Source organism: Modestobacter sp. VKM Ac-2978, assembly GCF_026968025.1.
Taxonomy (GTDB): domain Bacteria; phylum Actinomycetota; class Actinomycetes; order Mycobacteriales; family Geodermatophilaceae; genus Modestobacter.
The window spans coordinates 44,692-64,745 of record NZ_JAPVBP010000013.1 but is presented as its reverse complement, the minus strand read 5'-3'; the positions used below and the strand labels follow the sequence as shown (position 1 = coordinate 64,745).

Sequence of the window (20,054 nt, the reverse complement as noted above, 5' to 3'; positions counted from 1 at the left end):
ATCGACGTCACCGACACCGGGCTGGTGCTCCGCGAGACCGCTCCCGGCGTCACCGTCGCCGACGTCGTCGCCGCCACGGGCGCGCCCCTGCAGGTGTCGGACGGCGTCCCCACCATGCGGCTCGCCGCCGGCTGAGGCGCCGGCCGGCTCGTGGCGTTCCGGACCGGGACGGCGGGCTCGATGGCTCCGGCGGACACCAGCACTCGCAGTCCCTGGGCTGTCCGGGTCGGCGCAGCCGAGGGCTTCGCGCGCCACGTCCCGTCAGCTCGTCCCGCCACGTACCTGACCCTGTGGGTCATCGCCGGTCCCGGTGGGCATGGGACCCGTGATCGTGATCGACTTCCGCAGCTCCCACGAGCAGGTGCACCCACCGACCTGCTGAGGGCCGTGCAGCACGCCGAGCAGGGCGGCTTCACCGCCGCCGTGTGCTCCTGCCACCTGAGCCGTGGGACCCCCGCCAGGGCAGGTCCGGCTCCGCCTGGTCCTGGCTGGGTGCGGCGCCGGCCACCACCGGGCTGCCGTCCGGGGCCACCAGCACCGCGGCGCCGGCCGCGGTCATCGCCGCGTCGAGGGCGGGCAGCACCGAGCGGACCGGCAGGTCGGTCCCGGCGTCCCCGACGGCGGCAGCACGCCGGCCAGTCTCGCCTGGCCGGTCAGGCCCGGTGCGCCCAGCTCTTGTCCTGGCCGACCTCCAGGGTCAGGGTGGGCACCTGGGACGACGACGTCCGGAGGTCTGCGTGGCGACGCACAGCGGCAGCAGCAACCGAACCGGCGCGGGTGCACCGGCACCCCGCCCGCCCGAGCAGGTGCGCAACGTGGCGCTGGTCGGCCGCGCTGGCGCGGGCAAGACCACCCTGGCCGAGGCGCTGCTGGCGGCTGCCGGGGCGTTGCCCCGCGCCGGCCGGGTGGAGGAGGGCACCACCTGTCTGGACACCGAGGAGGTGGAGGTCCGGCTCCAGCACTCGGTCTCGCTGGCTGCGGCCACCGTCGAGCACGCCGGCCACCGGGTCACCCTGGTGGACACCCCGGGCGCCCCCGACTTCGTCGGTGAGCTGCGGGCCGCGCTGCGGGCCGCCGACGCCGCGCTGGTCGTCGTCTCCGCCGTGGCCGGGGTGGACGCCGGCACCGTGCAGCTGTGGGACGAGTGCGCCGCCGTCGGGCTGCCGCGGGCGGTCGTGGTCACCCAGGTCGACCGGCCGCGGGCCGACGTCCCGGCGGTCGTGCGCAGCTGCCGGGAGCTGCTCGGCGCCGGGGTGCACCCGTTGCACGTGCTGGGCGACGACGGCGCGCTCACCTCCCTGCTGGAACCACTGCCCGGCGACCCGGAGCGCGACCGGCTGCGCGCCGAGCTGATCGAGGGGGTGATCGCCGAGAGCGAGGACGAGACGCTGATGGACCGCTACCTCGCCGGGGAACCGATCGGGGTCGCCGACCTGGTCGCCGACCTGGAGACGGCGGTCGCCCGCGGCGACTTCCACCCGGTGCTGTGCACCGCGCCGCCCACCGGGCTTGGGGTGGCCGAGCTGCTGGACCTGCTGGTGAGCGCCTTCCCCTCGCCGCTGGAGCGCCCGTGCCCAGCGGTCGCCCGGCCGGACGGTCGACCCGCCGGGCACGTGGGCTGCGACCCGGCCGGGCCGCTCGTGGCCGAGGTGGTGAAGACGACGACCGACCCCTACCTCGGCCGGATCTCGCTCGTGCGGGTCTTCTCCGGCACCCTGCGCCCCGACGTCCCGGTGCACGTGGGCAGCCACGGCTCCGGCTGGGGCGAGCAGCACCCCGACCACGACGCCGACGAGCGGGTCGGCGGCCTCGCCAGCGTGCTGGGCAGCGCGCTACGGCCGGTCGCCGAGTGCCCGGCCGGCGACCTGTGCGCGGTGGCCCGGTTGAGCAGCGCGGAGACCGGGGACACCCTCTCCGACCCGGAGCACCCGCTGGTGGTGCGGCCCTGGCCGCTGCCGGACCCGCAGCTGCCGGTGGCGGTGGAGGCGGCCTCGCGCAGCGACGAGGACCGGCTCGCCGGTGCGCTCACCCGGCTGGCCGCCGAGGACCCGGCGGTGCGGGTGGAGCGGCGGCCGGACACCGGGCAGCTGCTGCTGTGGTGCGTGGGCGACGCGCACGCGGAGGTGCTGCTGGACCGGCTGCGCGGCCGGTACGGGGTCGCCGTGCAGACCCCGCAGGTGCAGGTGCCGATGGTCGAGACGCTCGCCGGTCCGGCCACCGTGACCGGGCGGCACGTCAAGCAGTCCGGCGGGCACGGGCAGTACGCCGTCGTCGTCCTCGAGGGGCGGCCGGGTGCGGCCGGGTCCGGGGTGACCTTCAGCCAGCGGGTGGTCGGCGGGGCGGTGCCCACCCAGTTCCACGCCAGCGTGGAGAAGGGGGTCCGCGCCCAGGCCGCCCGCGGGATCAGCGGGAACCGCCCGCTGGTCGACGTGGAGGTCGTCCTCGTCGACGGCAAGGCGCACTCCGTCGACTCCTCCGACGCCGCGTTCTCCGCCGCCGGCGCGCTGGCCCTGCGGGAGCTCGCCGCCGCGGCCGGCACCCAGGTGCTGGAGCCCTGGTGCGCCGTGGAGGTGACGGTCCCCGCCGAGCACGTCGGCCCGGTCCTCGGCGACCTCGCCGGGCGGCGGGCCCGGGTCACCGGTAGCGTCGCCGAACCCGAACCCGAGCGCGAGGAGACGACGGTGCACGCCGAGGTGCCCGAGCGGGAGCTGATCACCTACCCGCGTGCGCTGCGGTCGGTGTCGCACGGCACCGGCCGGTTCACCCGCCGTCCGCTGGGCCACGAACCGGCCCCGGCCGCCGTCGTCGCCGACCTGCAACCGGCCTGAGCCCGGGCCGGCGGCGCCGGTCGAACGTCGAGGAGAGGACCCACCGTGGCACGACGGGCAGACCAGCAGCAGGCACCCGCGGCGGAGGCGACCGACCGCAGCCGGCCCGCCACGGGCCGGGGTGGGGAGCAGGCGAACGTCACCGACACCTCGGTCCCGCCCGGCCGGCAGTGGGCGGGCCGGATCGGCGGACCGGTCGCCGCGCTGGTCGTCTACTTCCTGCTCCGCCAGGACGACGCCCTGAGCACCGCCGGCCGGACGACGGCGGCGATCGGCGTGCTGCTCGCCGTCTGGTGGATGACCGAGGCGCTCCCGCTGCCGGCGACCGCGCTGGTGCCGATCGTCGCCTTCCCGCTGCTCGGCGTGCTGTCGGTGGAGGAGGCGGCCGCGCCCTACGCGAACCCCAACATCTTCCTGTTCATGGGCGGCTTCATGATCGCCCTGGCCATGCAGAAGTGGGAGCTGCACCGGCGGATCGCCCTGCTCACCGTGCGGGCGGTGGGCACCAAGCCACCCCGGCTGATCGCCGGGTTCATGCTCGCCACCGCCTTCCTGAGCATGTGGGTGAGCAACACCGCGACCACGGTGCTGATGCTGCCCATCGGGCTCAGCGTGCTGATGCTCGTGCTGGACCGGGTGGCCGCCGGCAGCGTCGACGCCGAGGCCGTCCAGGCGGCCACCGACACCGACACCGACGGCGGCGGCGACACCCCCGGCGACGGCGGCCCGGCGGTCACCGAGCTCATCCAGGACTCCGACACCCGGAACTTCGCCGTCGCCCTGATGCTGGGCATCGCCTACGCGGCCAGCATCGGCTCGCTCGCCACGCTGATCGGCACCCCGCCCAACCTCATCCTCGCCGGCTTCGTGGAGCAGAACTACGACATCGAGCTGGGCTTCGGCGAGTGGATGCTGATGGGCCTGCCGCTCGCCGCGGTCTTCCTGGTGCTCGCCTGGCTGGTGCTCACCAAGGTGGCCTTCCGGTCCGGGCTGCGCGACATCCCGGGCGGGAAGCGGGTGATCCAGTCCGAGATCGAGAAGCTCGGCTCGATGTCCCGGGGCGAGTGGACCGTGCTGGTGGTCTTCGTGACGACCGCCCTGCTGTGGGTGTTCCGCCAGCCGCTGACCGGTTGGGGCGCGCTGACCGACGTGCTGCCGTTCGTGGCGAACCTCGACGACGCCACCATCGCCATCGCCGCGGCCGTCGCGCTGTTCCTCATCCCGGTCAAGGCCCGGGAGGGCGTCTCCGCACTGGACTGGCAGCAGGCGCAGAAGCTGCCCTGGGGCGTGCTGCTGCTCTTCGGTGGCGGCCTGAGCCTGGCCGCCGCGGTGCAGGCGAGCGGGCTGGACGAGTACGTGGGCAACCAGGTGGGCGCGGTGGGGACGCTGCCGACCATCCTCCTGGTGGTCGTCACCGCCGGGGTGGTCCTGCTGCTCACCGAGGTCACCAGCAACACGGCGACGGCGGCGGCCTTCCTGCCAGTCCTCGGTGGGGTCGCCCTCGGGCTCGACCTCTTCCCGCTGGTGCTGCTGGTGCCCGCTGCGCTGGCCGCCACCTGCGCGTTCATGCTGCCGGTGGCCACCCCGCCCAACGCGATCGTGTTCGGCTCCGGCTACGTCACCATCGGGCAGATGATCCGCGCGGGCGTCGTCCTGAACGTGATCGGCATCGTGCTGATCACCGCCGCGGTCTACTTCCTCGGCGGGATCGCCCTGGGCATCACCTTCTGAGCTCCCGCCGGACGAGCGGTCGGTGTTTCCCGGCGGGCGGCCGGTGGGCAGGGGGCGCCGGGGCACGTGACCGGCGCGTCGTCCTGCGTCAGCCGAGCCGGGCGGAGAGGGAGATCGTGGAGGACCTGCACCTGGGGTACGCGCTGGTCGGCAGCCTGGCGGTGGCCCTGGCCGCGTTGTCCAGCAAGATGCGCGACCTGCCGTTCAGCGAGCCGTTGCTGGCGCTGCTGCTCGGGGTGGTCGTTGGCCCGCAGGTCCTCGGGCTGGTCGAGCTGAGCGACCCGCTCCGCACGCCCCTGGTGCACGAGATGGCCCGGGTGCTGCTCGCGATCTCGCTGATCGGGGTGGCGCTGCGCTTCCCGGTGCGCCGGCTGCGCCCGGTGGTCACCCCGACGACGGTGCTGGTGACGGTGGGCATGCTCGGGATGGCCGCGCTCTCGGCCGGCCTGGCCTGGCTGGTGCTCGGCATCCCGGTCGCCCTGGCCGCGCTCATCGGCGCCTGCATCACCCCCACCGACCCGGTGCTCGCCTCCAGCGTGGTCACCGGGAAGCCGGCCGAGGAGCACCTCCCGGCCCGCACCCGGCAGCTCCTCTCGGAGGAGTCGGGCGCCAACGACGGCCTGGCCCTGCCGCTGGTCCTGCTCGGGATCGCGCTCGTGCTCGCCGACTCCCTGGGGCACGCCGCCCTCGACGGGCTCTACCAGGTCGTCGTCGGCACCGTGATCGGGATCGTGGTCGGCCTGATCGCCGGCCGCGCCATGAGCTTCGCGATGAGCCGCTCCGACGTCGACGAGGGCCCGTCGCTGGTGTTCACGCTGGTGCTGGCGGTCGCGGTGCTCGGCATCGCCCGGATCGCGAACTCCGACGGCGTCCTGGCCGTCTTCGTCGCCGGGCTGGCCTACAACTTCGCCGTCGCCCAGGACGAGGTCGGCCCGCAGAACACCATCGACGAGGGCGTGAACCGGTACCTGGTGCTCCCGCTGTTCCTGCTGCTCGGCATCCTGCTGCCCTGGTCGGCGTGGGCCGACCTCGGCTGGGCGGCGGTGGTCTTCCCGGTGGCGGTGCTGCTCCTTCGGCGCCTGCCCGTGCTGCTGGCACTGGCCCGCCCGCTGGGGCTGCGACTGCGGGACGCCGTCTTCCTGGGCTGGTTCGGGCCGATCGGGGTGAGCGCGCTGTTCTACCTGACCCTCAGCGAGGAGGACGGCGTGACCGACCCGCGGCTGTGGGCGGCGGGCACGCTGGTGGTCGCGGCCAGCACCGTCGCGCACGGGATCAGCTCCGCGCCCGGCCGCCGGCTGTACCGCCGGGCCGCGGGCAGCTGACCGGCGCTCGCCGTGCGGATGATCACCACTGACGGTAGGCATGCGCCATGACGGTGATCGGCTTCCACAACTCCCACGAGCAGGTGCACCCCACCGACCTGCTCCGCGCGGTGCAGCACGCCGAGCAGGTCGGCTTCACCGCGGCCATGTGCTCCGACCACCTCCAGCCCTGGAACCCGCGGCAGGCCGAGTCGGGTTTCGCCTGGTCCTGGCTGGGTGCGGCGCTGGCCACCACCGGGCTGCCCTTCGGGGCGGTCAACGCCCCCGGCCAGCGGTACCACCCGGTGATCATCGCCCAGGCGATCGCCACCCTCGGCGCGATGTTCCCCGGCCGGTTCTGGGTCGCGCTCGGCTCCGGCGAGGCGATGAACGAGCACGTCACCGGGCACGTCTGGCCGCGCAAGGAGCTGCGCGACGCCCGGCTGCGCGAGTGCGTCGACATCATCCGCGCCCTGCTGGCCGGGGAGGAGGTCAGCCACGACGGGCTGGTCACCGTCGACCGGGCGCGCATCTGGACGCTGCCGGAGCAGCAGCCGGCGCTCATCGCCCCGGCCGTCTCGGCGCGGACGGCCGCCCGGCACGCGGAGTGGGCCGACGGGCTGGTCACCATCAACCAGCCGCACGACGTGCTGCGCGAGGTCATCGCCGCCTACCGGGACGCCGGCGGGCAGGGCACGCTCACCATCCAGGTGCACGTCTCCTACGACCCCGACCCGGAGCGCGCCACCGCGATCGCCCACGACCAGTGGCGCAGCAACGTCTTCCCGCCGCCGCTGTGCTGGGACCTGGACACGACCGAGGCCTTCGACCTGGCCAGTCAGCACGTGCGACCCGAGGACATGGGGAAGAGCGTGCGCATCTCCAGCGACCTCGGCCAGCACGCGGCCTGGCTCGCCGAGTACGTCGACCTCGGGTTCGACCAGGTGTACCTGCACCACGTGGGCAAGGAGCAGCTGCCGTTCCTGGACGCCTTCGGTGAGCACGTGCTGCCTCAGCTCGACGTCACCGCACCGGCCCCCGCGGTGGCGATCGACCCACCCGGCCCACCCCAGCCCCGCCGTCCGGCGCAGGCGCCCGAGCCCGCCGTCCTGGACTGAGGAGGAGACCGGTGCGGATCACCGACACGTCCGACCTGTGGTGGAAGAACGCCGTCGTCTACTGCCTGGACGTCGAGACGTTCATGGACTGGAACGACGACGGGGTGGGCGACCTGGAGGGCCTGGCCCAGCGGCTGGACCACCTGGCCGACCTCGGCGTCACCTGCCTGTGGCTGATGCCCTTCTACCCGACCGCCGGGCGGGACGACGGCTACGACATCACCGACTACTACGGGGTCGACCCGCGGCTGGGCACGCACGGTGACCTGGTGGAGATGATCCGGACGGCGAAGGACCGCGGCATGCGGGTCATCGCCGACCTGGTGGTCAACCACACCTCCGACCAGCACCCGTGGTTCCAGTCGGCCAAGGCCAGCAAGGACTCCCCGTACCGGGACTTCTACGTCTGGCGGGCGGAGGAGCCCCCGGACACGAGCGACCAGGTGGTCTTCCCCGACGCCGAGGGCGGCATCTGGACGCACAGCCCGGAGACGGGGGAGTGGTACCTGCACCGCTTCTACTCCGAGCAGCCCGACCTCGACGTCACCAACCCCCGGGTGCGGGACGAGATCGCCAAGATCATGGGCTTCTGGCTGGAGCTGGGCCTGTCCGGCTTCCGGGTCGACGCCGTCCCGTTCCTGCTGGAGACGGACGGCGTGGACGAGGACGACGCCGCGCACTTCCCCGACCCGCACGAGTACCTGCGCGCGCTGCGGGCCTTCCTGGGCCGCCGCACCGGCTCGGGCGTCCTGCTCGGGGAGGTGAACCTGCCGTTCGAGCAGCAGGCGGAGTTCTTCGGCGGGCAGGACGGCGACGAGCTGACCATGCAGTTCGACTTCAACACGATGCAGCAGATGTACCTGTCGCTGGCCCGCGGGGACGCCGGCCCGCTGGCCGCCTCGCTGGCCGCCCGCCCGGCGATCTCCCCGGACAGCCAGTGGGGCACGTTCGTGCGCAACCACGACGAGCTCACCCTGGACAAGCTCGGCGACGACGAGCGGGCCGAGGTGTTCGCCGCCTTCGGCCCCGACCCCGAGATGCAGGTCTACGACCGGGGCCTGATCCGCCGGCTGCCGCCGATGCTGGCCGGCGACCCGAGGCGGGTGCGGATGGTCTACAGCCTGCTGTTCTCCCTCCCCGGCACCCCGGTCCTCTTCTACGGCGAGGAGATCGGGATGGGGGAGGACCTCTCAGCCGGCAGCCGGCTGTCGGTGCGCACCCCGATGCAGTGGACCGGCGGGGCCAACGGCGGCTTCTCCGAGGCGCCGGCCGACCAGCTGACCCGGCCGGTCGTCGACGGCGGCTTCGCGCCGGAGTTCGTGAACGTCGCCGACCAGCGCCGTGACCCGGACTCGCTGCTGTCGTTCATGAAGCTGCTCATCCGGCGCTACCGCGAGTCGCCGGAACTCGGCTGGGGCGGGTTCCAGCTGCTGGACCAGCCGCACGCCGCCGTCCTGGCGCACCTGTGCACCTGGGACGACGGGGCGCTGGTCGCCGTGCACAACCTCGGCCCGGACCCCCTGACGGTGCCGCTCACGGTGCCCGGCTGCGGAGCCGGTCACCGGCTGGAGGACCTGCTCACCGCGGGCGGCGAGCAGCTCGCGGAGGACGGGTCGGTCGAGCTGGCGCTGGAGGGCTACGGGTACCGCTGGCTGCGGCTCGTCGCCGAGGACAGCCGGCGGTTGCTGTAGCCGACGCTCTGCCGGCGGAGCGGACGCTCCGCCGGGAGAGCTGACGCTGTGGACCTGGGGGACCACGGTGGGTCACTCCCCGCCGGTGTCCCGCGCGTCCCGCGCGCCACACCCGAGCACCTGCGCCGCTTCGTCGCAGGGCCCACCTAGCGTCCGCACCCGAGGTGATCACACAGATGAGCGACGAGCAGGACGTGCTGGCGGCCGGACCGGTCGAGCAGGACGGACGACGGACGGACACCGGGTCGACGGCGGCGGTGGTGCCCGGCCAACGGACGCAGGGCGAACCGGGACCGGCCGTGCCGGAGACCCCGGACGAGGTGCCCCAGGGTGCACCGGTCGAGGCGGCTGCCGCGGCCGAGCCGGACCAGCGGGAGGAACCGGCCACCGAACCACCGGCTCCTCCCCACCCGACCGCTCCGGTCGGCTTCCGGCCTCGGCCGCGGCTGCCCCGGCGCGGCGGACCGATGGTGCGGATGGGCCCCTGGGCGCCGGTGGCCGGCGCGGGGATCGGCCTGCTGCTCGGTCTCATCGTCGTGCTGTTCCTGGCGCCGGCGGTGGACACCTTCGACCAGCGGCTGTCCCTGGTGTTCGTCGTCCTCGGGCTGACGCTGCTGGGCGCCGGCGGCACCCTGCTGGCCGACGAGGTGCGGCTGCTCCGCCGCGGCGCCCAGGCCGCCGAGGTGCGGGCCTCGAACGCCGGGGTGATCGCCGGTCTGCTCAACGGCCTCACCCCGGCCCGGCTGTTGATCACCGCCAGCGCGTTCGTGCTGTTGCTGAGCGCCTACGTCACCAACGGCGGGGTCTGACCCCCGGCCCGGTCAGCGCTGTCCCCGCTGACCGGGCCACACCCGGGCCAGGCCCGCCGCTCCTCCTCGGGCCGGGATCAGCCGGCGAGCAGGGCGTCGAGGCGCTGGTAGCCCTGCCGCACCCCGCTCTCCATGCCGCTGGCCAGGAAGCCGTCCCGGCCCTCGAAGGAGTCGACCAGCGAGGTCGCGGTGAGCCGGGTGCGCCCGCCGGGGAGCTCCTCGAGCACGAGCTTCTCCAGCGCGACGCCGTCCGGGAAGCCCTCGTAGGTGAAGGTCTGCACGATGAGCTCGGGGGAGCGGACCTCGTGGAAGCAGCCGTGGAAGCCGTGCTCCTCGCCGCCGGAGACGTGCACGTAGCGGTAGGAGCCGCCGGTGCGGCAGTCGTAGTGGTCGATCCGCGCCTCGAGGCCGTTCGGGCCCTGCCACTGCACGACCAGGGCCGGGTCGGTGTGCGCGCGGAAGACCTTCTCCCGGGGCGCGTCGAACTCGCGGGTGATCCGGACGAGCGGGACGTCGGGGTCGGCGACGATCTGGGTCTCTCGGGTGCTGGTGCTGGTCATGACGGGCCTTCCTGTCCAGGGGTGGGGGAGACGTCGTCCGGCATGGCAGCCAGGACGTCGTCCAGTCGGCGGTAGCGCTGCTCGGCCTCGCGGCGGTAGCGCTCGATCCACTTCGTCATCAGGTCGAAGACCTGCGCCTCCAGGTGCACCGGGCGGCGCTGGGCCTCCCGGCTGCGGCTGACGAGGCCGGCGTCCTCGAGCACCTTGAGATGCTTGGACACCGCCTGCAGGCTCACGTCGTAGGGGGCGGCGAGTTCGTTGACCGTGGCGTCGCCGAGGGCGAGCCGGGCCACCATGTCGCGCCGGGTGGGGTCGGCCAGGGCCGAGAACACCCGGGACAGGGCATCTGCCGCCACTGCGCCTCCTCTCTTCCTCAACCAATCGGTTGAAGAAGAGAGTGGACCTGTCCGCGGGGTTTGTCAACCGGTCGGTTGATGAAGAGCCGTGAAGTCGAGGACCATCCAGCGCACCCAGCCGGCGGGGGTGGAGCGTTCCCACGTGGCCGTCATCGACGTCCCGTCGGCCGCGGCGCACAGGCGCGCCCGCACGCCGTCGGCGGAGAACACCCAGCGGTGCACCACCCAGCCCCCGCCGGGCATCAGCTCGTAGACGTCGGTGCCGGTGATCTGCGCGGTCGTCGCGCCGTCGTCGTCCAGGACGGCGCCGCTGGTACGCCACCGGCCGAGCAGGGGGGTGAGGGGATCGGTCCAGGCTGCTCCGGGCACGTGCACCTCCGACGACGACGGATGCTGACGTCAGCAGGGACCGGCGCACCCCGGGAGACTCATCGGCTCACGGTCAGTCCTGGTGGTCGCTCCCGGCGGCCAGGCGGAGGGTGTCGACGTCGAGCCGGCCGCTGATCAGGTCGGCGGCGACGTCGTCCACCACCTGACCGGTGGCGAAGGCATGGGCCTTGAGCACGGCCAGCGCGTCGGCGGTCTCCAGGCCCAGGGCGACGTCGACCATCCCGGTCGCCTGCCAGACCCGCGCCCGGCTCAGCGCGTCCGGCCCGTCCCACCAGCCGCGACGGCCCTCCGTGATCGGTGCACCGAGGGCCGCGGCCACCATGGCCCGGGTCAGCGCGATGGTCACGTCGGCGACGTCCTCCCGGTCGGTGGTCGGCAGCGCGGCGAGCTCGCGCACGTAGAGGTCCAGCACCACCAGCGGGCCCAGCGGCGGGAGCAGCGGCACCGACAGGACGGCGCGGAACGGCGTCTCGCCGACCAGCGCGTCGTGCAGGTCGGGCCAGTTGCGGGCGATCTCACCCTCGTCGAAGGCGATGGCGGTGCCGTCGTCATGAGCCCGCAGGCAGGGACCCGCGCCGTGGGTGAACTGCAGCCGCTCGGCCCGGGATGCGGTGGCGTCGCTGGCGCCGATCGGTGTCCGCAGGCCACTCGGGTCGTGGACGCTCAGCCCCGCTCCGTCGATCGGCAGGGCGGCCACGCAGGCCCGGGACAGCCGGACGGCGAGCATCTCCGGGCCGCGCAGCTCCGGCGGTGGCAGTTGCTCGAGTGCGTGGGCGAACTCCTGTGCCGCAGGCCCGGGCCGGGTCATGACGCCTCCTGTCGGTGCCGGCGTCCGTCGTCAGCACCCCGGGTCACCCTGCCCGTGCCAGCGGTTGGGCACCACCCCGGGACGTCAGCCGAACGCGTCGAGCCCGAGGCGGACGGCGAGGGCCACCCCGGCGACGGCGATCAGCCGGCGCAGCAGCGTCTGCGGCACCCGGCGGACCACCCGCGGGCCGAGCCGACCGCCGAGCAGGAAGCCGATCGCCAGGGGGAGGGCGGCCAGCCAGGCGACGTCGGCGAAGAAGGCGTAGCCCACCGCGGCCACCCCGTTGGCCAGCGCCAGGACGACGTTCTTCATTGCGTTGCTGCGCGGCACCCCCTCGCCGGTGACCAGCAGGTACATCGCCAACAGCACGACGCCGGCGGCAGCTCCGAAGTAGCCGGCGTAGACGGAGGCCCCGAAGGTGCCCAGCACCAGGCCCCAGTGGTCGCGGTGCCGTCGCCCGGTCGCCGCCCCCTCGGCGGCCAGCTCCCGGGGCGGGCGCTGGACGAGGATGGCGACCGAGGCCCCGGCGATCAGGAAGGGCACCAGCCGCTCGAAGGCCGTCGCCGGGGTGAGCAGCAGCAGGACCGCACCGGCGACGCCACCGAGCAGCCCGGCGGCCCCCAGTCGCACCAGCCGGTCCCGTTGGCCGGTCAGCTCCGGCCGGGACGCGCTCACCGCGCCGACGCCGCTGAGCACCAGCGCCACGGTGTTGGTCACGTTGGCCGTCACCGGCGACAGGCCCGTGGCCAGCAGCGCGGGGTAGCTGATCAGGGACGCCAGCCCGGCGATGCTGCCGATCAGCCCGGCACCCAGCCCGGCCAGCACCAGGAGCCCGAACTCCAGGACGCTCATCGGCGCAGCAGCACCCAGATCGCGATCAGCCCGAGCACCACGATCGCCGTCCGCAGCAGCGCCGCGGGCAGCCGCCGTCCGAACGTCGACCCGACGTACCCGCCGACCAGTGCGCCGCCGGCCACCAGGGCGGCCGCGCGCCAGTCGATCCGCTCCGTCGCCACGATCACGTAGGCCAGCGCCGCCACCGCGTTGACGGCGAGGGTCAGCACGTTCTTGATGGCGTTGAGCCGCTGCAACGGCTCGCGGAGCAGCAACCCGAAGATGCCGATCTGCAGCACCCCCTGGCTGGCGGCGAAGTAGCCGCCGTAGGTGCCGGTCGCGTAGGCGCCGGCGAACAGCCCGGCCAGCCGGCCGGGGCCGATCCCCTGCTCCTCCTCGACGGTGCCCGCTCGGGCCCGGCGCGCGGCCAGCCGGCGCTGCAGCAGCGGCTGCACGGCGACCAGGACGACGGCCAGCCCCACCAGCGCCGGCACGATGGCCTCGAACGCCGACGCGGGCAGGTGCAGGAGCAGGAAGGCGCCGGTGAGGGCCCCGAGCACCGACGCGGGGAGCAGTTGCAACAGCATCCGGCGCTGACCCTGCAGCTCCCGGCGGTAGCCGATCGCCCCGGTCAGGTTGCCGGGGACCAGGCCGAGGGAGTTGGTGATGGTCGCGGTCACCGGCGGCAGTCCGACGGCCAGCAGCACCGGGAAGGTGACCAAGGTGCCGGAGCCGACGACGGCGTTGATGCCGCCGGCGGCCAGCCCGGCGGCGGCCACCGCGACCATCTCCCACGCCGTCATGCCCGCATCGCCGCGAGGGTGTCACAGCGGCCTCGTGTGAGCCCGCGCACGGACGGTCAGGCGAGGGTGAGCGCTCCGGCGCTGACCGGCGGCGGGGAGCCGGCGACCCGCACCCGGTTCTTGCCCGCCGCCTTGGCGGCGTACATCGCCAGGTCGGCCTGCTGCAGCGTGCTGGTCCAGGAGACGCCGGGCAGCACACACGCGGCGCCCACGCTGGCGCCAACCCGCGCCGTGCCGGCGGCCAGCTGGACCGGCGTGGAGGCCACCTCGACCAGTCGACGGCCCAGCGTCTCGGCGTCCCCGGCGTCGGCGGCGTGCACCAGGACGGCGAACTCGTCGCCGCCCAGCCGGGCACACAGGCCGGGCGCACGGACGACGCCGGCCAACCGGGCGCCCACCGCGCGGAGCAGCTCGTCGCCCGCGGCGTGCCCCAGCCGGTCGTTGACCAGCTTGAAGTCGTCCAGGTCGAGGAACAGCACCCACGGGTCGCCGTCCGTGCCGGAGGTCGCTGCCGCCAGCGCGGCGGAGAAGCTGCTGCGGTTCGCCAGGCCGGTGAGGGCGTCGGTGCGCGCCTGCACCTCCAGCTCGCGGTACGCGCTGGTCGCCCGCACGGCGAGGGCCGTCTGGGCCACCAGCGACTGGACCAGGGCCACGCCCTCGGCGTGCAGCACGCTGCCGCCCAGCAGGAGGTACCTGCCCGACTCGTCCGGCATCGGGACCGCCGCCCAGCTGCGCGCCCCGCCGGCCGACGTCACGAGCTGCTGCGGAGCCGTGATGCGCCGGGGCTCGTGCGCGCCGGCGGCAGCGGCCAGGCCTGCGGCGGCCGGAGCGCGGTCGAGGGTGCCGGGCAGCTGCTGGACCGGGCCGACGGACCGCTGCACGACCAGGTGGGCTCCGTCGTCCTCGACGACGACCACGGACAGCCCGGGGGTGATCCGGCAGATCTCCGCCGCGGCGTCCCAGCCGTGCTGCCTGATCTGCGCGACGTCGGTGACGCCGAGCAGCTGGGTGGTCAACCGCGCGAGCGTGGCGTCCCAGGCCTGCGCGTCCTGGTGCTGCTGCAGCACCGAAACCAGGTGCCGGGAGACCACGGCGAGCAGCGGGGCGATCGGCAGTGCGCCGAGCAGCGGGGCGGCCGGGGCTGCGCCGACGTGGCCGGGGACGGTCTCCCACAGCGCGAGCGCGGCGACCAGGCCGGCGCACTGGGCCGCCGTGTAGGCCCAGGTCTCCCAGGTGCGGCCGTAGACGGCGCGGAACCACAGTGCGGAGAAGGTGACGCCGAGGGCCACGGCAGGCACCGGCGAGGCGAGGGCGAACACGCAGACGGCCACGGCGTCGAGGAGGTCCAGGGCGATGTACCCGCGGCGGGCCGTGTAGCGGTGCAGCCAGGAGGCGAGCAGTGCGGTCACGGAGACCGCGATGGCCGTCAGGCGCCAGGTGTCCGCGCCCGCCGCGGCACCGAACGAGGTGAGCACCAGGGAGACGACGGCGCAGGCCCCGAACAGCCAGCGGGTGCGCTCGACCAGGTCGGCGGGGCGACGGAAGACCGACCGGCGCATCGCCGGCCGCGTCGCCGGGAGTGGGGGCATGTCGGTCCTCGTCCTCGGGCCCGGCTCGGCTCGCCGGTGCGTCCACCGAGGTCTTCGGCGCCTGGGGGCGGGACCTGGATACCCCGATCGGGTCGCCCGCGCCGTCGGTGCGCTGCCCGCCTCGGGGTCGGCGTGGACAGCCCCCGCACGGGTGAGGAGAGTGCCGGTCGTGCCCACAGCCCCGCCCGCGTACTGCTTCGTCACCGTCTGGCGAGTGCCCGGCACGATCGCCGAGGTGCGGGCGGTGCTCAGCGACAGCGCTTCCCTGCCGCGGTGGTGGCCGGCGGTCTACCTCGACGTCGTGCCGGTCGCTGACGGCGGGCCGGACGGGGTCGGGCGCACGGTCGAGGTCTTCACGACCGGATGGCTGCCCTACACGCTGCGCTGGACGCTGCGGATCACCGAGACGATGACCGACACCGGGTTCGCCCTCGCCGCGGTCGGTGACCTGGTGGGCAAGGGCCGCTGGACCTTCGCGCAGGAGGGGCCGGAGGTGGTCATCACCTACGACTGGCAGGTGCGCGCGGCCAAGCCGCTGCTGGCCCGGCTCAGCTGGCTGCTGCGGCCGGCGTTCGCGGCCAACCACCGGTGGGCGATGGCCCGCGGCGAGGAGAGCCTGGCGCTGGAGCTCCGCCGCCGGCGCGACCCGACCGCCGTCGTCCCCCCGCCACCCGGCCCCACGTTCCGCCGTCCGGCCCCGTCCAGAGGCTCGTCCCGAGCTCGCGAGGGATGAGGAGGACGGGGTCCTTCTTCAGTCCTTGCGGCCGGCGTCGAGCAGCCGCATGACCAGCACGCCCTCCTCGTCGGAGGCGTCCAGGTCGATCTCGGCGTCGAAGCCCCAGTCGTGGTCGCCGGCCGGGTCGTCGAGGATCTGCCGCACCTGCCACAGCCGCGGCTCGGACTTGTCCACGATCAGCAGGGCCGGGCCGCGGGCGTCGCCGCCGGTGTTCAGCTCGGCGTGCTCGGCGAAGTAGGCCTGCACGACCTCGCCCCACCGCTCGGCGTCCCAGCCGGCGGCGGAGTCGAGCTCGCCGAGGTCGTACCAGCGCCGCCGGGCGATGAGCTCGACCCGGCGGAACAGCGCGTTGCGGATCATCGCGGTGAAGGCCCGCTCGTTGCCGGTCAGCGGGCGCGGCCGGGCCGGGACGGCGACCGGGGCGTCCAGCGGCTGGTCGGCGCTGGTCAGCTGCTCCCACTCGTCCAGCAGCGAGGAGTCGACCTGGCGCACCAGCTCACCCAGCCACTCGACGAGGTCGGTGACCTCCTCGGTGCGGGCGTCGGCGGGCACCCCGGAGCGCAGCGCCTTGAACGCGTCGGAGAGGTAGCGGAGCACCGCGCCCTCGGAGCGGGTCAGGCCGTAGTGGTTGACCAGCTCCCGGAAGGTCATCGCCTGCTCCCACATGTCCCGGACGACGGACTTGGGGGAGAGCTGCGCGTCGCGCGCCCACGGGTTGCCGGCGGAGTAGATCTCGAAGGCGTGGTCGAGCAGCTCCTTGAGCGGCTGCGGGTAGGTGATCTCCTCCAGCAGCTCCATCCGCTCGTCGTACTCGATGCCCTCGGCCTTCATCTGCGCCACGGCCTCGCCCTTGGCCTTGTTGAGCTGCGCGGAGATGATCTGGCGCGGGTCGTCCAGCGTCGCCTCGATGACCGAGACGACGTCCAGGGCGTAGGTGTCGTTGCCCTCGGCGTCCGGGCCGGGGGTGAGCAGGTCGATCGCGGCGAGCGCGAAGGTCGACAGCGGCTGGTTGAGCTGGAAGTCCGGCGGCAGGTCCAGAGTCAGCCGGTAGCGGCGGCCGTCGGGCTCGGGCACCTCGAGCCGCTCGATCACCCCGGCGGTGACCAGTGACCGGGCGATGCCGATCACCTCGCGGACGTGCCGCAGCTGACGCGAGCGGGGCTCGTGGTTGTCGGTGAGCAGGTGCCGCATCGCCGCCACCGGGTCGCCCGGCCGGGCCAGCACGTTGAGCACCATGCCGGTCGACACCCGGAAGTGGCTGCTCAGCGGCTCGGGGTCGGCGTTGATCAGCCGCTGCTGGGTCGACTCGCTCCACGGCACCATGCCGTCGGGCACCTTGCGGCGCACCAGCTTGCGGCGCTTCTTCGGGTCGTCGGCGACCTTGGCGAACTGCTTGAGGTTCTCCACCTCGTGCTCGGGCGCCTGGACGACGACGGTGCCGGCGGTGTCGTAGCCGGCCCGGCCGGCCCGCCCGGCGATCTGGTGGAACTCCCGGGCGTTGAGCAGCCGGGTGCGGGTGCCGTCGTACTTGCTCAGTGCGGAGAACACCACGGTGCGGATCGGCACGTTGATGCCCACGCCGAGGGTGTCGGTGCCGCAGATGACCTTGAGCAGCCCGGCCTGGGCCAGCTGCTCCACCAGGCGCCGGTACTTGGGCAGCATCCCGGCGTGGTGGACGCCGATGCCGTGCCGCACCAGCCGGGACAGCGTCGTCCCGAAGGCGGAGGAGAACCGGAAGCCGCCGATCAGGTCGGCGATCGCCTGCTTCTCCTCCTTGGTGGAGACGTTCACGCTCATCAGCGCCTGGGCGCGCTCCAGCGCCGAGGCCTGGGTGAAGTGGACGACGTAGACCGGCGCCTGCCGGGTGTCCAGCAGCTCCTGGATCGTCTCGTGCATCGGCGTCGTCGCGTAGTAGTGGTGCAGCGGCACCGGGCGCTCGGCGTGGGCGACCAGCGCGGTGGGCCGACCGGTGCGGCGGCTGAGGTCCTCCCGCAGGGTGGTGACGTCGCCGAGGGTGGCGCTCATCAGCAGGAACTGGGCCTTCGGCAGCTCGATCAGCGGCACCTGCCAGGCCCACCCGCGATCGGGGTCGCCGTAGAAGTGGAACTCGTCCATGACGACCAGGCCGATGTCGGCGTCCGGCCCCTCGCGCAGCGCGATGTTGGCCAGCACCTCGGCGGTGCAGGCGATGATCGGTGCGTCGGCGTTGACGCTCGCGTCGCCGGTGAGCATGCCGACGTTCTCCGCACCGAAGACGCCGCACAGGGCGAAGAACTTCTCGCTGACCAGCGCCTTGATCGGCGCGGTGTAGAAGCTGACCCGGTCGGAGGCCAGCGCGGCGTACTGCGCGCCGGTGGCCACCAGCGACTTGCCCGACCCGGTGGGGGTGGCGAGGACGACGTTGGCGCCGCTGACCAGCTCGATCAGCGCCTCCTCCTGCGCCGGGTACAGCGTCGTGCCGGAGGCCTCGGCCCACTCGGCGAACCGGGCGAAGACCGCGTCCGGGTCGTCGCCGAGGGCGAACAGCTCCGAGAGGTCGCCGGGGTCGGAGATCAGCGCCGGCACGTCCGGCGAGGGCAGGGCGGCGGCGGGGGAGTCGGCCGGGGTCGAGTCGGTGCCGGCAGGAGAGAGCGTCATCGTGCTGTCCAGGGTGCCCGATGCCGGTGACGTTCCTGCGCAGAGCGTGCGTCACGGGCTCGGCGCACGCTCGTGATCACGATCTGGTCACGACAGGTCGGTCGAGTGCGTGAGGTGGACGCAGCTGGGACAGTAGGTGAACGGAAGGTTAACGAGAGGTGGATGAGACATGCGTAAGAACTTGTACCCGGAGTGCCGTTGGGTGCACGTCGTCGACCGCGCGGGCCGCCGTCACCTGGAGATGCGGTGGGAGCTCTCGGGCCGTCCCGTGGCCGCTTTCCCCAGCCCCGCAGCGTCGCTGACCAGTCGGGCCGCCTGACGGTCGCGAGGGTCTGGTTCGCTGGTCCGCCGCAGGGGTAGGCGGGAGCACGTCGCGGCACCGGGCCGGCGTGGAGGACGCGCCGGCTGCGTGAGCAGAGCGCTGGGGTGCCGCCGCCCGGACCCTGCAGGAGGTACCACCGTGTCGTCACCCCGCCCCGAGTCCCAGCCCGAGCAGCAGCAGACCCCGCCCGGCACGCTCGGCCAGATGGACCCCAAGCCCGACCACGGCGAGGCGAGCTACCGCGGCTCCGGGAAGCTGACCGGCAAGCGCGCCGTGATCACCGGCGGTGACAGCGGGATCGGCCGCGCCGTCGCCATCGCCTTCGCCCGTGAGGGCGCCGACGTCCTCATCTCCTACCTCGACGAGCACGAGGACGCGCAGGAGACCGCCAAGTACGTCGAGGAGGCCGGCCGGAAGTGCGTGCTCGTGCCAGGGGACCTCGCCGACCGGGCCCACCAGAAGACGATCATCCCCAAGGCCCTCGAGGAGCTGGGCGGGATCGACGTCCTGGTCAACAACGCGGCCTTCCAGATGAGCCACGAGTCCCTCGACGAGATCACCGACGACGAGTGGGACCACACCGTCGCGCTGAACCTGACCGCGATGTTCACGCTGATCCGCGACGCCGTGCCGCACATGCAGCCGGGCGCCTCGATCATCAACTCCTCGTCGGTGAACTCGGACAACCCGAGCCCCACCCTGGCGCCCTACGCGATGACCAAGGCCGGCATCGCCAACTTCACCGCCAGCATGGCCCAGCTGCTGGGGGAGAAGGGCATCCGCGCCAACAGCGTGGCGCCCGGCCCGGTGTGGACGCCGCTGATCCCCTCGACGATGCCGCCGGAGAAGGTCGCCGCCTTCGGGGGCGACACACCCCTGGGCCGCGCCGGGCAGCCGGCCGAGCTGGCGCCGATCTACGTGCTGCTGGCCAGCGACGAGTCCAGCTACGTCTCCGGGGCCCGGGTCGCCGTCACCGGCGGCCGGCCGATCCTCTGACCCGGTGGTCTTCATCTGGGGCTGGGGTGGCGGCGGGCCACGGCGGCGACGCAGTGGCTGGGGCCGTCCCCATCGCGGCTACGGCCCGGGCTACGGGCGGGGGTACGGCCCGCCGCGGGGGTACGGCGGCTACGGGCCCGGTCGCGGGTACCGGCGCAACGGGTCGTGCCTGCAGAACCTGTTCTTCCTGAACACCGGCTGCTGTCTGGCCCAGGCGCTGGGCTGCGGCATGGACCTGCTGCTGGTGGCCCCGACGACGGTGCGCCGGCTGCGGGCGGAGAGCCCGGGCGGGCAGCTGGCCGATCGGCTCATCGGCGCCGTCCGGCTGTACCAGCGTGAGGTCAGCCCACGGCGTCGTCCGTGCTGCCACTTCACGCCGACCTGCTCGGCGTACGCGATCGAGGCGCTGGAACGGCACGGGGCGTTGCGCGGCAGTTGGCTCACCGCGCGCCGGCTGGTGCGCTGCCGGCCGGGAGGCGCCCGCGGGGAGGACCCGGTGCCCGCCTGAGAGGTCACCGGCTGCCCGGCCGAGTGAGCAGTTCCGG

18 protein-coding genes are annotated in these 20,054 nt (G+C 73.9%); 9 read left to right on the top strand and 9 right to left on the bottom strand.

The window, feature by feature from the left end; translation table 11 throughout:
* Window positions 1-412 precede the first annotated feature (412 nt).
* The gene (locus tag O2W53_RS23745; protein ID WP_269165522.1) at window positions 413-583 is read right to left on the bottom strand and encodes a hypothetical protein; all 171 of its coding nucleotides are present in this window, start codon (window positions 581-583) and stop codon (window positions 413-415) included.
* 154 nt (window positions 584-737) lie between these two features.
* Here O2W53_RS23745 and O2W53_RS23740 point away from each other — a divergent pair, with 154 nt between their 5' ends.
* The 6 genes from O2W53_RS23740 to O2W53_RS23715 all read left to right on the top strand — a co-directional run bounded on the left by O2W53_RS23740 (window position 738) and on the right by O2W53_RS23715 (window position 9,478).
* Window positions 738-2,828: an elongation factor G-like protein EF-G2 gene (locus O2W53_RS23740; RefSeq protein ID WP_269165521.1), complete on the top strand. Its 2,091-nt coding sequence runs from the start codon at window positions 738-740 to the stop codon at window positions 2,826-2,828.
* 45 nt (window positions 2,829-2,873) lie between these two features.
* Entirely contained in the window at window positions 2,874-4,559 is a 1,686-nt protein-coding gene (locus O2W53_RS23735) for an SLC13 family permease (RefSeq protein ID WP_269165520.1), read from the top strand.
* A gap of 116 nt (window positions 4,560-4,675) precedes the next feature.
* Window positions 4,676-5,881 (top strand): cation:proton antiporter domain-containing protein, encoded by a 1,206-nt coding sequence (locus O2W53_RS23730; protein WP_269165519.1) that lies wholly within the window; start codon window positions 4,676-4,678, stop codon window positions 5,879-5,881.
* Window positions 5,882-5,928: 47 nt separating this feature from the next.
* Window positions 5,929-6,978 carry a TIGR03885 family FMN-dependent LLM class oxidoreductase gene (locus O2W53_RS23725; RefSeq protein WP_269165518.1) on the top strand — a complete coding sequence of 350 codons (1,050 nt, stop codon included), beginning with the start codon at window positions 5,929-5,931 and terminating at the stop codon, window positions 6,976-6,978.
* Window positions 6,979-6,989: 11 nt separating this feature from the next.
* Entirely contained in the window at window positions 6,990-8,669 is a 1,680-nt protein-coding gene (locus O2W53_RS23720; RefSeq protein WP_269165517.1) for an alpha-amylase family protein, read from the top strand.
* A gap of 176 nt (window positions 8,670-8,845) precedes the next feature.
* Window positions 8,846-9,478: a hypothetical protein gene (locus O2W53_RS23715; RefSeq protein ID WP_269165516.1), complete on the top strand. Its 633-nt coding sequence runs from the start codon at window positions 8,846-8,848 to the stop codon at window positions 9,476-9,478.
* 77 nt (window positions 9,479-9,555) lie between these two features.
* On the opposite strand, the gene O2W53_RS23710 is transcribed toward O2W53_RS23715, so the two are convergent.
* From O2W53_RS23710 to O2W53_RS23680, 7 genes are all read right to left on the bottom strand, one after another.
* Window positions 9,556-10,038: an SRPBCC family protein gene (locus tag O2W53_RS23710; protein WP_269165515.1), complete on the bottom strand. Its 483-nt coding sequence runs from the start codon at window positions 10,036-10,038 to the stop codon at window positions 9,556-9,558.
* A complete protein-coding gene (locus O2W53_RS23705) occupies window positions 10,035-10,394 on the bottom strand; it encodes an ArsR/SmtB family transcription factor (RefSeq protein ID WP_269165514.1) in 360 nt (119 codons plus the stop codon). The genes O2W53_RS23710 and O2W53_RS23705 overlap by 4 nt, the downstream gene beginning before the upstream one ends.
* Window positions 10,395-10,457: 63 nt before the next feature.
* Window positions 10,458-10,763 (bottom strand): hypothetical protein, encoded by a 306-nt coding sequence (locus O2W53_RS23700; protein ID WP_269165513.1) that lies wholly within the window; start codon window positions 10,761-10,763, stop codon window positions 10,458-10,460.
* A 73-nt stretch (window positions 10,764-10,836) separates the two neighbouring features.
* Window positions 10,837-11,592, bottom strand: a complete 756-nt coding sequence (locus tag O2W53_RS23695; protein WP_269165511.1) for a hypothetical protein — start codon at window positions 11,590-11,592, stop codon at window positions 10,837-10,839.
* Window positions 11,593-11,676: 84 nt separating this feature from the next.
* A complete protein-coding gene (locus tag O2W53_RS23690; RefSeq protein ID WP_269165509.1) occupies window positions 11,677-12,444 on the bottom strand; it encodes a sulfite exporter TauE/SafE family protein in 768 nt (255 codons plus the stop codon).
* On the bottom strand, window positions 12,441-13,229 hold the full coding sequence (locus tag O2W53_RS23685) for a sulfite exporter TauE/SafE family protein (RefSeq protein WP_269165508.1): 789 nt from the start codon (window positions 13,227-13,229) through the stop codon (window positions 12,441-12,443). The genes O2W53_RS23690 and O2W53_RS23685 overlap by 4 nt, the downstream gene beginning before the upstream one ends.
* A gap of 56 nt (window positions 13,230-13,285) precedes the next feature.
* Window positions 13,286-14,818 (bottom strand): GGDEF domain-containing protein, encoded by a 1,533-nt coding sequence (locus O2W53_RS23680; protein WP_269165507.1) that lies wholly within the window; start codon window positions 14,816-14,818, stop codon window positions 13,286-13,288.
* Between the two features lie 169 nt (window positions 14,819-14,987).
* Here O2W53_RS23680 and O2W53_RS23675 point away from each other — a divergent pair, with 169 nt between their 5' ends.
* On the top strand, window positions 14,988-15,551 hold the full coding sequence (locus tag O2W53_RS23675) for an SRPBCC family protein (RefSeq protein ID WP_269165506.1): 564 nt from the start codon (window positions 14,988-14,990) through the stop codon (window positions 15,549-15,551).
* Window positions 15,552-15,569: 18 nt separating this feature from the next.
* Here the strand turns inward: O2W53_RS23675 and O2W53_RS23670 are convergent, their stop codons facing one another.
* Window positions 15,570-18,191, bottom strand: a complete 2,622-nt coding sequence (locus O2W53_RS23670) for a DEAD/DEAH box helicase (RefSeq protein ID WP_269165505.1) — start codon at window positions 18,189-18,191, stop codon at window positions 15,570-15,572.
* 460 nt (window positions 18,192-18,651) lie between these two features.
* On the opposite strand from O2W53_RS23670, the gene O2W53_RS23665 reads away from it, so the two are divergent.
* Both O2W53_RS23665 and yidD read left to right on the top strand, forming a co-directional pair.
* The gene (locus O2W53_RS23665) at window positions 18,652-19,509 is read left to right on the top strand and encodes an SDR family oxidoreductase (protein WP_269165504.1); all 858 of its coding nucleotides are present in this window, start codon (window positions 18,652-18,654) and stop codon (window positions 19,507-19,509) included.
* Window positions 19,510-19,513: 4 nt separating this feature from the next.
* Window positions 19,514-20,017: a membrane protein insertion efficiency factor YidD gene (yidD, locus tag O2W53_RS24020; protein WP_269165503.1), complete on the top strand. Its 504-nt coding sequence runs from the start codon at window positions 19,514-19,516 to the stop codon at window positions 20,015-20,017.
* Window positions 20,018-20,054 lie beyond the last annotated feature (37 nt).